Source organism: Citrobacter sp. Cpo037 (assembly GCF_030332945.1).
In the GTDB taxonomy this organism is placed as follows: domain Bacteria; phylum Pseudomonadota; class Gammaproteobacteria; order Enterobacterales; family Enterobacteriaceae; genus Citrobacter; species Citrobacter portucalensis.
Genome location: NZ_JAOWGW010000046.1, coordinates 290996 through 304200, shown reverse-complemented (window position 1 = coordinate 304200; position 13205 = coordinate 290996). Strand labels below are relative to the sequence as shown.

The following is a 13205-nucleotide window of genomic DNA, read 5'->3' as shown; positions in this document are numbered from 1 at the left end:
GTTATAGTTAACAAGCTTTTTATTATTAAATCGTATTAGCAGCGCCCACTAGCCTGCACAGAAACGATGATTTGATGGCGCAAATCGGGATGGCATAACATGAAATTACAGCAGCTTCGCTACATCGTTGAGGTGGTGAACCACAACCTTAATGTCTCCTCAACGGCAGAAGGGCTCTATACCTCCCAGCCCGGTATCAGTAAGCAAGTTCGTATGCTGGAAGATGAACTTGGCATCCAGATTTTCGCCCGTAGCGGTAAGCATCTGACCCAGGTTACGCCAGCGGGGCAGGAAGTTATCCGTATTGCGCGCGAAGTACTGTCTAAGGTAGATGCTATTAAGTCCGTTGCTGGCGAACATACCTGGCCGGACAAAGGCTCGCTGTATATTGCCACCACGCACACCCAGGCACGTTACGCATTGCCGAACGTGATTAAAGGTTTTATTGAGCGATATCCTCGAGTTTCATTGCATATGCACCAGGGATCGCCAACGCAAATTGCCGAAGCCGTCTCGAAAGGGAATGCGGATTTTGCTATTGCGACGGAAGCCTTGCACCTGTATGACGACCTGGTGATGTTGCCTTGCTACCACTGGAACCGTTCGATTGTCGTCACGCCGGATCATCCGTTGGCGGGAAAATCTTCGGTTTCTATTGAGGAACTGGCACAGTATCCACTGGTGACCTACACCTTTGGATTTACCGGACGTTCGGAGCTGGACACCGCGTTTAACCGTGCGGGTCTGGAGCCGCGTATTGTTTTTACCGCGACCGATGCCGATGTTATTAAAACCTATGTCCGTCTGGGTCTCGGCGTGGGTGTAATTGCCAGTATGGCGGTAGATCCTGTTTCCGATCCTGACCTGGTACGTGTGGATGCGCACGATATCTTCAGTCATAGCACCACCAAAATTGGTTTTCGTCGCAGCACCTTCTTACGTAGTTACATGTATGATTTCATTCAACGTTTCGCGCCGCATCTGACGCGTGATGTGGTGGACACGGCGGTGGCGCTGCGTTCCAACGATGATATTGAAGCCATGTTTAAAGATATTAAATTGCCTGAGAAATAATAACGGCCATAACCTCGTCGGTATCCATAAGCATAAAGCGATACCGACGGGAGAGTTTGAATTTATTCATTATTTCTCCTCCTATATATTAACCATATATTATTTATGGAAAAAGTTCTCTAAAGTAGTTTCAAATTAGTCAGCTTGCCAAAAATCACTCTCAAATATTCATAATTGATCAAACAATTGATTTATTTATCAGATTGAGTCCGAAAATTAACTGGCTTTTTCTCACCTTTTTTATTAGGATTCCTCCTATCTGATGATTAATTATACCAATTGTTTGGTGCCTAAATGATAAGTGATTTCGATAGTATGAGGTTAGCGATGCCTTCAGAAAACCAGCCAGCACGCCGGGATCCCGCGATGAAACGTAAAGCCTGGTTCGCCGTGTTTCTTGGCTCTGCGATATTCTGGATTATTGTCGCACTCGTGGCCTGGAACGTGTGGGGGTAAGTATGTCCGCACCGGAGCAGCACTTTACCGTGACGCCAGCGTCTCATGACCATGAGCAAGAGAGCAAAACCGTCGCCGAGAAGGAGCCAAAGATACCCGAATCCTGGAATCTTTCTCCTGAACAACGGGCGTTTATTGATCTGTTAACCGATGATGATGAACAGAAACAATAGTTCGTACGTATTTTATAATAATAACGATTACCTCGTGACCTTAAATATCGAATCGTTTATCCCATGTATTCATCATCAGCCACCTAATCAACGTATTATCGATTGCGCTAATGCCTGCTGAATATCCATCCTATTAATCTACACGGCTAGACCTTCCTCCCTACCATTGACCTCACTTCGCGCTTTTGTATCGCGCGCTACTTTTATCAATTTGAGTTGTTATCAAAGCGTTACATTTTGTTTGTGTTATCTTTAATACTAACCCTGAGGAAATCAGGGGATCCAACCCTGTCATTTAAGGAGGAGCTATGTCGTCGACCCTACGAGAAGCCAGTAAGGACACATTGCAGGTTAAAGATAAAACCTACCGCTACTACAGTTTACCTCTGGCCGCTAAATCACTGGGTGATATCACCCGACTACCCAAATCGCTGAAAGTGTTGCTGGAAAACCTGCTTCGTTGGCAGGATGGTAATTCCGTAACCGAAGATGATATTCATGCGCTCGCGCATTGGCTGAAGACTGCCCATGCCGATCGTGAAATTGCCTATCGACCCGCTCGTGTTCTGATGCAGGATTTTACCGGCGTGCCGGCGGTGGTCGATCTGGCCGCCATGCGCGAAGCGGTGAAACGTCTGGGCGGAGATACAGCAAAAGTGAATCCGCTTTCGCCAGTGGACCTTGTCATTGACCACTCGGTAACGGTGGACCGTTTTGGTGATGATGATGCTTTCGAAGAAAACGTTCGCCTGGAAATGGAACGTAACCATGAGCGTTATGTGTTCCTGAAATGGGGACAGCAGGCATTTAGTCGCTTCAGCGTTGTGCCACCGGGAACGGGGATTTGCCACCAGGTTAACCTTGAATACTTGGGCAAAGCCGTCTGGAGCGAGTTACAGGACGGTGAGTGGGTGGCTTACCCTGACACGTTGGTCGGAACCGATTCCCATACGACAATGATTAATGGTCTCGGTGTGCTGGGATGGGGCGTTGGAGGCATTGAAGCTGAAGCAGCAATGCTGGGTCAACCGGTTTCTATGCTTATCCCGGATGTTGTGGGCTTCAAACTGGTGGGCAAACTGCGGGAAGGCATCACCGCTACTGACCTGGTTTTAACCGTCACCCAGATGCTGCGTAAGCACGGCGTGGTCGGTAAATTCGTTGAATTCTACGGCGATGGGCTGGACACCTTACCGCTGGCCGATCGGGCAACCATTGCGAACATGTCACCGGAATACGGCGCAACCTGCGGTTTCTTCCCGATCGATAGCATCACTCTTGAATATATGCGTCTGAGTGGGCGCAGTGAGGAGCAGGTTGAGCTGGTCAGCGCCTATGCCAAAGCGCAGGGAATGTGGCGTAATCCTGGGGATGAACCCATATTTACCAGTTCACTGGAGCTGGATATGGGCAGTGTAGAAGCTAGTCTTGCCGGACCGAAGCGTCCGCAGGATCGGGTAGCACTGGCTGATGTCCCGAAAGCGTTTTCGGCGAGTAATGAACTCGAAGTGAATAGTTCGCTGAAAGATCGCCAGCCAGTGGACTATACAATGAACGGTCACCAGTACCAGCTGCCGGATGGTGCTGTGGTTATTGCGGCGATAACTTCATGTACCAACACCTCTAACCCAAGCGTATTGATGGCGGCGGGGCTGCTGGCGAAAAAAGCAGTGACGCTTGGTCTGAAACGTCAGCCATGGGTGAAAGCCTCGCTGGCGCCAGGATCGAAGGTGGTGTCTGATTATCTGGCGCAGGCAGGATTCACGCCGTACCTTGATGAGCTGGGATTTAACCTTGTAGGTTATGGCTGTACCACCTGTATTGGTAACTCGGGCCCTTTACCCGATCCTATCGAGACAGCAATCAAAAAAGGCGACCTCACCGTTGGTGCTGTGCTTTCCGGCAACCGAAACTTTGAGGGGCGTATCCATCCGCTCGTGAAGACCAACTGGTTGGCGTCTCCGCCGCTGGTGGTGGCCTATGCGCTGGCGGGGAATATGAATATCAATCTGACGAAAGATCCGTTAGGGCATGACAGAAAGGGCGATCCCGTATATCTGAAAGATATCTGGCCGACGGCTCAGGAAATTGCACGTGCCGTGGAGCAGGTTTCTACCGCCATGTTCCATAAAGAATACGCTGAAGTCTTTGAAGGCACGCCGGAATGGAAAGCTATCCAGGTAGATCGGGCTGATACCTATGGCTGGCAGTCTGACTCAACCTATATCCGCTTGTCGCCGTTCTTCGATGGTATGCAGGCGACGCCGGATCCGGTCCAGGACATTCATGGTGCGCGTATCCTTGCAATGCTTGGAGATTCCGTCACCACCGACCATATTTCTCCTGCCGGCAGTATCAAGCCGGATAGCCCGGCAGGTCGTTATCTGCAAAGCCACGGCGTGGAGCGTAAAGATTTTAACTCCTACGGTTCACGGCGCGGGAATCATGAAGTAATGATGCGCGGTACCTTTGCCAATATTCGTATTCGCAATGAGATGGTGCCCGGCGTTGAAGGTGGGATGACGCGTCATTTGCCGGGAACTGAGGTAGTGGCTATCTATGATGCGGCTATGCAATATCAACAGGAGAATATCCCCCTGGCGGTTATTGCCGGGAAAGAGTATGGCTCTGGCTCCAGTCGCGACTGGGCGGCAAAAGGCCCGCGCTTACTGGGGGTTCGCGTGGTTATCGCAGAGTCCTTTGAGCGAATTCACCGTTCTAACCTGATTGGTATGGGGATTTTGCCGCTGGAATTCCCACAGGGCGTCACGCGTAAAACGCTGGGACTAACCGGTGAGGAAGCGATCGATATTACGGATCTGCAAAACATCAAACCGGGTGCAACAGTGCCGGTGAGTATGGTTCGCTCGGATGGACGTAAAGAGGTGGTTTTATGCCGCTGCCGTATCGATACCGCGACGGAGCTAACGTACTACCAAAACGATGGCATTCTGCACTACGTGATTCGTAATATGTTGAGCTAGAATGTAAAAAGCCTGCGAGAGCAGGCTTTTTTATCGGCGGTAACAACTATTACTTGCCCAGCAAATGTCCCATCTTGGCGGCTTTGGTGTCCAGGTAATGTTCATTGTTCGGGTTACGACCCACAATCAACGGCACGCGTTCAACAATATTGATTCCCGCTTCGGTCAGAATTTCCACTTTTTTCGGGTTATTGGTCAGCAAACGAACTTCGTCCACACCAAGCAGCTTGAACATATCCGCACACAGCGTGAAATCACGCTCATCTGCCGCAAAGCCCAACTGATGATTAGCTTCAACGGTATCATAACCCTGGTCCTGCAACGCGTAGGCGCGGATTTTATTGAGCAGACCGATATTGCGTCCTTCCTGACGATGATAAAGCAGGATACCGCGCCCTTCTTCAGCAATATGGGTGAGAGCCGCTTCGAGCTGGAAGCCGCAATCGCAACGCAGGCTAAACAATGCATCGCCAGTCAGACATTCGGAGTGGACACGCGCCAGGACAGGCGTTTGGCCTGTGATATCGCCAAAAACCAGTGCGACGTGATCGTGTCCGGTTGCCAGTTCTTCAAATCCCACCATCAGGAAATCACCCCAGGGGGTTGGCAGTTTGGCTTCTGCCACACGTTTAAGCTGCATGTAATTCTCCAGATTATGCTGGCACTGTCGTGCCGTCGCCTGTTGGCTTCTGTTCTATATTGCACTATTTTGCCATAAGGCAACGATGTTCACCTAATCGCGACAACGGATTCGCTTTTGGAATGGCACAAAATTGTCAATTTCCCCGGCATGCGCTTTTTTCAGTTATGATTGTGAGACTTATCGACGAAAGGAGAGGCAATGCTGTCAATTGCAAAGCGCACTGCGGTCGGGGCCGGGCTGCTACTTATTATGCCGGTTGCTGTATGGGTATCAGGCTGGAGCTGGCAGCCGGGACATAACGTTTGGTGGCTAAAATCTCTGTACTGGATAACGGAAACGGTGACGCAGCCGTGGGGTATTATCACTCACGTTGTTCTCTGTGCATGGTTTCTGTGGTGTCTGCGTTTTCGTCTGAAAGCTGCGGTAATGCTGTTTGGGATCCTGGCTGCGGCAATTTTAGTCGGTCAGGGCGTAAAGTCCTGGGTTAAAGACAGGGTGCAGGAACCTCGGCCCTTTGTCGTGTGGCTGGAAAAAACGCACCATATCCCTGTTGATGAGTTCTACACTTTAAAACGTAAAGATCGTGGTCACTTAGTTAAAGAGCAATTGGCCGAACAACAGGATATTCCGACGTTTCTACGTAAGCACTGGCAAAAAGAAACAGGGTTTGCCTTTCCGTCAGGGCATACGATGTTTGCCGCCAGTTGGGCTTTACTGGCCGTAGGGCTGTTATGGCCACGCCGACGTTCGCTGACGATTGTGTTTTTACTTATCTGGGCTACGGGTGTTATGGGCAGTCGCTTGCTATTAGGCATGCACTGGCCCCGTGATTTGGTCGTTGCAACGCTGATTTCATGGTTGCTGGTAACACTGGCGACATGGCTTGCGCAGCGGGTATGCGGACCATTAACGCCGCCTGTGCAGGAGGAAAAAGAAATCGCTCAGCGTGAACAAGAAAGTTAGCCATGATTGATTTTTCGAATTTTGCCCTTAAATCAGAAAGGGGAAAGCGCTTTTCCGTTTCGCACTCGTTGTGAAAATGGTAATTTAAAGGGCTCAACGCGGTAAGTTGTACACGATTTATTCGCTCAAACCACATAACGGGAAGTAATGTGAAATATTTACTCATTTTCTTACTGGTGTTGGCGATTTTTGTTATTTCGGTGACATTAGGTGCGCAAAACGATCAACAGGTTACGTTTAATTACCTGCTGGCTCAGGGTGAGTATCGTATCTCTACGCTGCTTGCTGTATTGTTTGCCGCAGGTTTTGCGATTGGTTGGTTAATTTGCGGCCTTTTCTGGCTGAAGGTTCGTGTGTCTCTTGCGCGCGCCGAACGTAAAATCAAACGACTGGAAAACCAGCTTACGCCTGCGACCGACGTTGCGGTTTCTGCCGATTCGTCGGTTGTGAAGGAATAATTATTTATGTTGGAGTTGTTGTTTCTGCTTTTGCCTGTAGCCGCTGCCTATGGGTGGTATATGGGTCGCAGAAGTGCGCAACAAACCAAGCAGGATGAAGCTAACCGTCTTTCCCGTGACTATGTCGCCGGGGTTAACTTCCTCCTGAGCAACCAACAAGACAAAGCGGTGGATCTGTTCCTCGATATGCTAAAAGAGGATACGGGCACCGTTGAGGCTCATCTCACCCTCGGAAACCTGTTTCGCTCGCGCGGTGAAGTCGACCGCGCAATCCGCATCCATCAAACGTTAATGGAAAGTGCTTCGCTGACCTACGAGCAGCGTTTGTTGGCCGTGCAACAGCTGGGGCGCGACTACATGGCCGCAGGTCTGTACGACCGCGCGGAAGACATGTTTAATCAGCTTACCGATGAAACAGATTTTCGCGTCGGTGCATTACAGCAACTGCTGCAAATTTATCAGGCGACCAGCGAATGGCAGAAAGCGATTGATGTCGCAGAACGCCTGGTGAAGCTCGGTAAAGATAAACAGCGTATTGAGATAGCTCACTTCTACTGCGAACTGGCCTTACAGCAGATGGGTAGCGACGATATGGATCGCGCCATGACGCTGTTGAAAAAAGGGGCTGCGGCAGACAAAAACAGTGCCCGTGTTTCCATCATGATGGGCCGTGTGTACATGGTGAAAGGCGATTACGCGAAGGCCGTCGAATGTCTACAACGCGTGATTTCTCAGGATAAAGAACTGGTCAGCGAAACGCTGGAAATGCTGCAAAGCTGCTACCAGCATCTGGGGAAAAACGATGAGTGGGCCGAGTTTTTACGTCGGGCTGTTGAGGAGAATACTGGCGCCGCCGCCGAGCTGATGCTGGCCGATATTCTTGAAGCGCGTGAGGGGACTGATACCGCTCAGGTTTATATTACCCGCCAGCTACAACGCCATCCTACGATGCGCGTGTTCCACAAGTTGATGGATTACCATCTTAACGAAGCAGAAGAAGGGCGCGCGAAAGAGAGCCTGATGGTTCTGCGCGATATGGTCGGGGAGCAGGTGCGCAGCAAGCCTCGGTATCGTTGCCAGAAGTGCGGATTTACCGCATATACACTGTACTGGCACTGCCCATCCTGTCGCTCATGGTCAACCATTAAGCCTATTCGCGGACTTGATGGGCTGTAATTTTTAAAAAACCTCACTTTAGTTACAACATACTAATGATCTATAACAGATCCTACCTCAACCTCCGTTGCCAAATTTGCCTGGCAGAAATGTAATCGCGCCTGTTAATTTTCTATTGCCGCAGGTAGAATGCACGCCGTTTACCCATTTTGCGCCGCCGATGGCGCCCATCCTCAGGAAGGTCTGGTCATGACGTTTACTGCTTCATCTTCTTCTCGTGCTGTTACTGATTCTCCTGTCGTTGTCGCTCTCGATTATTCCAATCGTGATAAAGCATTAGCTTTTGTCGACAGAATTGATCCTTGTGATTGCCGTTTGAAAGTGGGCAAAGAGATGTTCACGCTTTTTGGACCTCAGTTGGTTCGCGATTTACAACAGCGTGGCTTTGACGTTTTTCTTGATTTGAAATTTCATGATATTCCCAATACTACCGCGCATGCCGTTGCGGCGGCGGCTGAGCTTGGCGTATGGATGGTTAACGTTCATGCTTCTGGTGGGGCGCGTATGATGACCGCCGCACGTGAAGCCCTGGTGCCTTTTGGCAAGGATGCGCCGTTGCTGATTGCAGTAACAGTTCTGACCAGTATGGAAGCCAGCGATCTTGCCGACCTTGGCGTGACGTTGTCACCTGCGGAGCATGCGGAAAGGCTGGCGCGCTTAACCCAACATTGTGGTTTGGATGGCGTCGTATGCTCCGCGCAGGAAGCAGTGCGATTCAAGCAGGCATTTGGCCAGGCATTTAAACTGGTAACGCCCGGTATTCGTCCTGAAGGCAGCGAGGCAGGCGACCAGCGTCGTATTATGACGCCGGAACAGGCACAGTCAGCTGGCGTCGATTATATGGTTATTGGTCGTCCGGTCACACAGTCGGCAGATCCGGCTCAGACGCTGAAGATGATCAATACCTCCCTGAAACGAGGTGCGTAAATGAACGACTCAAATTCTCGTCTGGTCTACTCAACTGACACCGGGCGTATTGATGAACCAAAAGCCGTCCCAGAGCGTCCCAAAGGCGATGGCATTGTCCGCATCCAACGACAGACCAGTGGCCGCAAAGGTAAGGGTGTGTGCCTGATTACTGGAATAGATCAGGACGATGCTGAACTGACCAAATTAGCTGCGGAACTGAAGAAAAAATGTGGTTGCGGCGGGGTAGTGAAGGATGGCGTGATTGAGATACAGGGTGATAAACGCGACCTGATTAAATCGCTGCTGGAAGCCAAAGGAATGAAAGTTAAATTGGCTGGCGGTTAATAAAAAAAGCCACGGAATTTTTCCGTGGCTTTTTAATAATACAGACCTGAAAAAGTAAACGTATTATTATATCGAGCCGTTTAACCGTAAATTATTTACCCACCTGGTGGCCAATAATACCACCTACTGCAGCACCACCCAGCGTTCCCAGCGTGCTGCCGTCAGTCAGGACTGCACCACCGATTGCACCAGCACCAGCACCAATTGCGGTGTTACGGTCACGTTTGGACCAGTTAGAGCAGGCACTCAGCGACATTGCCAGAGTAATCGCCAAAATGGCAGCGGTCATTTTTTTGCTCGTTACTAACATAATACTTTCTCCTGAATTATTGATTCACGGAATCCAGTGTTCTTTAAGAATAGCGCTAAATTTAGGCTAACGAAGATATTTCCGTGAAACCGTTTAGCGAAGGCATGACAAACACTATCCTGAGATTGGAGGTTCGTTCCTGTTATATCGCTAACATTAATTTTACGACTTAATCCTGTTAACGACAGGTAAAAAGTCTTAATTGGACTGTCAGATAACTCTCAGAGAGGAGATGATTTGCCGACTGACAAATCATCTGCTGAAGATTTTATGCGTGCGCATCAATGATATTGACGGTTAAACCCGAGTGCTCAAGCTGCATTTGTACGCTGGCGCTGAGTCTGGAATCCGTGACTACGCGGCTGAATCGCTCTAATGGACCCAGCGTGTAAGGGTGAATGGCTTCGAATTTTGAGCTGTCAGTAAGCACAATAACTTCTGCACCTTTTTCCAGCACCGCGTTAACCACATCAGAACGCATCATGTCGCGTCCGGTGAAGCCGGTGTCAGCCTGCCAGCCATCAATGCCGATAAAGGCCTTGCTGAAGTGTACCTGCTGGATAAACTGGCGAGTTAAGGGCCCCACCATGCTTTCGCTTTTTTTCTGATAGATGCCGCCAAGGAGAATCACTTCGCAGGGGGTTTCTTTCAGCAGATGGGCTATATAGCTGCTGACGGTAATGATGGTGACATCTTTTTGCTCCGCCAGCGTTCTGGCCAAGAGCGCATTGCTGCTGCCGTTTTCAATGAATACGGACTCGCCTGGGCTTACCAGCGATGCGGCGAATTCGGCCAGCTCACGCTTCAGCGTAAAATTAGTCATCATGCGCGTTTCCACATCATCGCTGTTCAATGAAACAGCAAAACCGTGCGCACGGCGTAAATAACTCTGTTTTTCCAGTGTGTTCAGATCCTGTCGAATCGTCACTTCTGAGACACCGGTGATTTTTGCCAGTTCGGCAACGCTCATCTGACCTTTATCAGTCACCATCTGCAAAATAGATTGTTGTCGGGAATTCATAATATTAATTTTATTGCGATATCGTATCGGAAATTAAACGGAAACTGCCTCATATGCAGTTTGCTGATAGCAGCGACATTAAAGGGTTAATGTCATCAGATCTCCCAGGGAGCCTTGTGCTTTTTGGGCAAAGACTCGGCATCTTCTTTGGCCGTGTCTAGCAGCTCAGCCTTCAGAATTTCGAGATTGTGGATGGCTGAGTGGTAATCACCTGCAACGAGGATATCCAGCACGGTATCAATGCGTTCGGCCAGACGCTGAGCGTCGATATCAGACATGGTTATCATCCTAATGGCAATAGAGTTTGAATTTCATGATGCAGAATTTCATGGCAAAAGAGAAGGGAAAAATAGTATTAACTTCAATGATAGAAGAATATTATATATTCTGTGATTACATGCAGATAGGATCGTTAGGTAATGTCCATTTATGGCTATTTTCAACGTTTGATCCCACTGCATTAGCGTGTTTTTTTATTCAGGTGCCGTCGATACCAACGTTCAAATGCAACTGCTGGCATTGGTTTGGCAAACAAAAAACCCTGACGCTCGTTGACACCATTTTTGGTTAAAAACGCATCCTCTTTCGCGCTTTCAACACCTTCGGCGATGACCTGCAGATTGAGTGCCTGTGCGACCGCAACAATGGCACGTACCAGCGACTGCGAAATAGGTTGTTTGTGTACATCCCTGACAAAGGTTTGATCCAGTTTAATTGCATCAAGCGGGAAGCGGGCCAGTTGAGACAGTGACGAATATCCGGTACCAAAATCATCCAAATGGATTTGTGCCCCCAACTGGCTAAACTGCTGAATGACGGACAGTGCCAACTGCTCATTTTCAATCAAACTGCTTTCCGTTAACTCGACATCAATGGGGCAATATTCAAAGTCGAGTTCATGAAGCACCTGTTTGAGATCGGTAAATAGCGTCTGATCGGCGAGTTGGCGGGCAGAAACGTTTACCGCCACGCGCAGATTGATTCCCTTGGCACGCCATTTTGCAACCTGACGCACAACGTCCAGAATAACCCAGCGCCCCAGCGGAACAATAAGCCCTGATTCTTCGGCGTAGGAGATAAATTCCAGTGGTGGAATGAGGCCGCGTTCCGGAGACTGCCAGCGTACCAGCGCCTCCAGGCTGCGCACTTCGCCTCGCCAGGTTATTTTTGGCTGATAATGGATAACCAGTTGATCGTTTTCCAGCGCCTTGCGCAGGTTAGTATCCAGCCACAGGTATTCAAAAACCCGCTGATTCATTTCCGGAGAGAAAACACAAAACTGTCCGCGGCCGCCTTCTTTCGCGGTGTACATGGCGGTATCGGCGTTACGAATGACGCTTTCGCAGTCCTGACCATGCTGTGGAGCGAGGGAAATACCAATAGAGCAGCCTGTATAGACTTCAATCAGGCCAATGCGAAAGGGTTGACGCAGGCGTGTCAGAATGCGCGATGCGGTAGCCTCCAGTGTGCTCTGGGACGTTTCGGTGGCAAGGACGATAAATTCATCACCGCCAAACCGAGCTAATAGCTGGTTGTCGTCAAGACAACTGAGGATTGCAAGCGACACACTCTGTAGTAGCTGATCGCCAAACATATGCCCGTAGGCATCGTTCACCTTTTTGAAGTTATCAAGATCGAGATATACAATCCCAACCTGAGTATCACCTGCGTTCTCAATCGCGTCGCTTATCAGCTCATGAATGGCGTTACGGTTCGGTAATCCGGTGATGGAGTCGGTATTAGCCAACATCCGCAGGCGTTCCTGCGCGCGGCGTTCTTCAGTGATATCGGTGCCGGAACAGATCAGAAATATTTCGTTCTTGCCGCTACCGTTATGTACAAACTTGTTGCGAAAAAGAAACAGGCGCTGACCTTTGCAGGTCTTTACCCAACGTTCGACCTCATATGAGTTGCCTTCGCGAAAAAAGACCTCGATGTTACGTCTGGAGGCTGCGGCTTCACGTCGACTCATAAACAGTGTGAATACGCTTTGGCCAATGACTTCACGTTCTCTGAGTCCGGTGTACTCTTCGCACAAACGGTTAAAACGCTGAATGTTGCCCATTCGGTCAAGAATGACAATAACGGAATTGGCTTCTGAAACCACCTGTTCGGCAAAAGAGAGACCTTGAGCCAGGTCGCGTGCGACGGAAGGGGTGTCATCCCAGGCTGATGCGCTACCGGCCCATTCGCGCTTATTGATTTTACGCCCGACCAAATGTACCGGAATATCGTCATCTTCAATGGGTAACGTCATCAACAGGCTTGACGTAATTACCGTCATCTCGCGAATGCGGTCGGCCTGTTCGGGTGATAATTCGATGGTCTGCTCAGCTTCTGCTGTTTCATCAATAGAGAAATGCAGGATGTTGCAATCCTCTGACAAACGCCAGTAGGGGTTATGAGTGCCCACATAGCTATACAACGTAACCAGCTCCCGGACGTCTTTCATGATGTGTACTATCCCGTTTAAAGCGCATAAAGCCTCAAAAGTAAGGGTAGCCATGATTCATTCAGGGTGATTATGGCTGAACGTATTGTTTTATTTATATATTTATATGTAATCCAGAATCCATAAAAAGCAAAGCCAGCGGAACTGAAAAATAGTAAAAAAATAATTTTGACTGGATGAGAGAAGTGTAGTGTGTGGTTGAAATTTGGTCGGTAAAAAAAGAAAACGACCTTTCAAAAAA

Annotated in this window: 14 protein-coding genes; 9 read left to right on the top strand and 5 right to left on the bottom strand. The window is 49.3% G+C overall.

All coding sequences use genetic code 11. The features are described 5' to 3' along the window. The first annotated feature begins 99 nt into the window (after positions 1-99). The 4 genes from cysB (at position 100) to acnA (ending at position 4687) form a co-directional block, all read left to right on the top strand. Positions 100-1074 carry an HTH-type transcriptional regulator CysB gene (gene cysB, locus OGX94_RS07435; RefSeq protein WP_003020610.1) on the top strand — a complete coding sequence of 325 codons (975 nt, stop codon included), beginning with the start codon at positions 100-102 and terminating at the stop codon, positions 1072-1074. A 315-nt stretch (positions 1075-1389) separates the two neighbouring features. Then, a complete protein-coding gene (locus OGX94_RS07430; protein WP_257661945.1) occupies positions 1390-1530 on the top strand; it encodes a YmiA family putative membrane protein in 141 nt (46 codons plus the stop codon). A gap of 2 nt (positions 1531-1532) precedes the next feature. Beyond that, positions 1533-1703: a YciX family protein gene (locus OGX94_RS07425; RefSeq protein WP_003833320.1), complete on the top strand. Its 171-nt coding sequence runs from the start codon at positions 1533-1535 to the stop codon at positions 1701-1703. 308 nt (positions 1704-2011) lie between these two features. Further along, positions 2012-4687 (top strand): aconitate hydratase AcnA, encoded by a 2676-nt coding sequence (gene acnA, locus OGX94_RS07420; RefSeq protein WP_003833319.1) that lies wholly within the window; start codon positions 2012-2014, stop codon positions 4685-4687. A gap of 49 nt (positions 4688-4736) precedes the next feature. Here acnA and ribA read toward each other — a convergent pair whose 3' ends face one another. After that, the gene (gene ribA / locus OGX94_RS07415) at positions 4737-5327 is read right to left on the bottom strand and encodes a GTP cyclohydrolase II (RefSeq protein ID WP_003020601.1); all 591 of its coding nucleotides are present in this window, start codon (positions 5325-5327) and stop codon (positions 4737-4739) included. 201 nt (positions 5328-5528) lie between these two features. Between ribA and pgpB the strand changes: the two genes are divergently transcribed. The 5 genes from pgpB (at position 5529) to yciH (ending at position 9181) form a co-directional block, all read left to right on the top strand. Next, positions 5529-6293: a phosphatidylglycerophosphatase B gene (gene pgpB / locus OGX94_RS07410; protein WP_257661946.1), complete on the top strand. Its 765-nt coding sequence runs from the start codon at positions 5529-5531 to the stop codon at positions 6291-6293. A 149-nt stretch (positions 6294-6442) separates the two neighbouring features. Continuing rightward, on the top strand, positions 6443-6751 hold the full coding sequence (locus OGX94_RS07405) for a LapA family protein (protein WP_003020595.1): 309 nt from the start codon (positions 6443-6445) through the stop codon (positions 6749-6751). 6 nt (positions 6752-6757) lie between these two features. Next, on the top strand, positions 6758-7927 hold the full coding sequence (gene lapB, locus OGX94_RS07400; RefSeq protein WP_003833317.1) for a lipopolysaccharide assembly protein LapB: 1170 nt from the start codon (positions 6758-6760) through the stop codon (positions 7925-7927). A 189-nt stretch (positions 7928-8116) separates the two neighbouring features. Next, positions 8117-8854, top strand: coding sequence for an orotidine-5'-phosphate decarboxylase (gene pyrF, locus OGX94_RS07395; protein WP_257661994.1), 738 nt, complete (start codon positions 8117-8119; stop codon positions 8852-8854). Further along, positions 8855-9181: a stress response translation initiation inhibitor YciH gene (gene yciH, locus OGX94_RS07390; protein WP_257661947.1), complete on the top strand. Its 327-nt coding sequence runs from the start codon at positions 8855-8857 to the stop codon at positions 9179-9181. 91 nt (positions 9182-9272) lie between these two features. Here the strand turns inward: yciH and osmB are convergent, their stop codons facing one another. The 4 genes from osmB to pdeR all read right to left on the bottom strand — a co-directional run bounded on the left by osmB (position 9273) and on the right by pdeR (position 12964). Then, entirely contained in the window at positions 9273-9491 is a 219-nt protein-coding gene (gene osmB / locus OGX94_RS07385; RefSeq protein ID WP_003020583.1) for an osmotically-inducible lipoprotein OsmB, read from the bottom strand. A gap of 268 nt (positions 9492-9759) precedes the next feature. Further along, positions 9760-10512: a DNA-binding transcriptional regulator YciT gene (gene yciT / locus OGX94_RS07380; RefSeq protein WP_003020580.1), complete on the bottom strand. Its 753-nt coding sequence runs from the start codon at positions 10510-10512 to the stop codon at positions 9760-9762. Between the two features lie 95 nt (positions 10513-10607). Then, on the bottom strand, positions 10608-10790 hold the full coding sequence (locus tag OGX94_RS07375) for a YciZ family protein (protein WP_003833313.1): 183 nt from the start codon (positions 10788-10790) through the stop codon (positions 10608-10610). 182 nt (positions 10791-10972) lie between these two features. Beyond that, complete coding sequence (gene pdeR, locus OGX94_RS07370) at positions 10973-12964, bottom strand: cyclic di-GMP phosphodiesterase (protein WP_063940813.1); 1992 nt, start codon at positions 12962-12964, stop codon at positions 10973-10975. Between the last annotated feature and the right edge of the window lie 241 nt (positions 12965-13205).

Coding starts and splice junctions, on each gene's coding strand:
- OGX94_RS07430 (WP_257661945.1), top strand. CDS start 1,390: ATGAGGTTAGCGATGCCTTCAGAAAACCAGCCAGCACGCCGGGATCCC.
- ribA (WP_003020601.1), bottom strand. CDS start 5,327: ATGCAGCTTAAACGTGTGGCAGAAGCCAAACTGCCAACCCCCTGGGGT.
- acnA (WP_003833319.1), top strand. CDS start 2,012: ATGTCGTCGACCCTACGAGAAGCCAGTAAGGACACATTGCAGGTTAAA.
- osmB (WP_003020583.1), bottom strand. CDS start 9,491: ATGTTAGTAACGAGCAAAAAAATGACCGCTGCCATTTTGGCGATTACT.
- OGX94_RS07425 (WP_003833320.1), top strand. CDS start 1,533: ATGTCCGCACCGGAGCAGCACTTTACCGTGACGCCAGCGTCTCATGAC.
- pdeR (WP_063940813.1), bottom strand. CDS start 12,964: ATGAAAGACGTCCGGGAGCTGGTTACGTTGTATAGCTATGTGGGCACT.
- yciH (WP_257661947.1), top strand. CDS start 8,855: ATGAACGACTCAAATTCTCGTCTGGTCTACTCAACTGACACCGGGCGT.
- pyrF (WP_257661994.1), top strand. CDS start 8,117: ATGACGTTTACTGCTTCATCTTCTTCTCGTGCTGTTACTGATTCTCCT.
- lapB (WP_003833317.1), top strand. CDS start 6,758: ATGTTGGAGTTGTTGTTTCTGCTTTTGCCTGTAGCCGCTGCCTATGGG.
- cysB (WP_003020610.1), top strand. CDS start 100: ATGAAATTACAGCAGCTTCGCTACATCGTTGAGGTGGTGAACCACAAC.
- pgpB (WP_257661946.1), top strand. CDS start 5,529: ATGCTGTCAATTGCAAAGCGCACTGCGGTCGGGGCCGGGCTGCTACTT.
- OGX94_RS07375 (WP_003833313.1), bottom strand. CDS start 10,790: ATGTCTGATATCGACGCTCAGCGTCTGGCCGAACGCATTGATACCGTG.
- yciT (WP_003020580.1), bottom strand. CDS start 10,512: ATGAATTCCCGACAACAATCTATTTTGCAGATGGTGACTGATAAAGGT.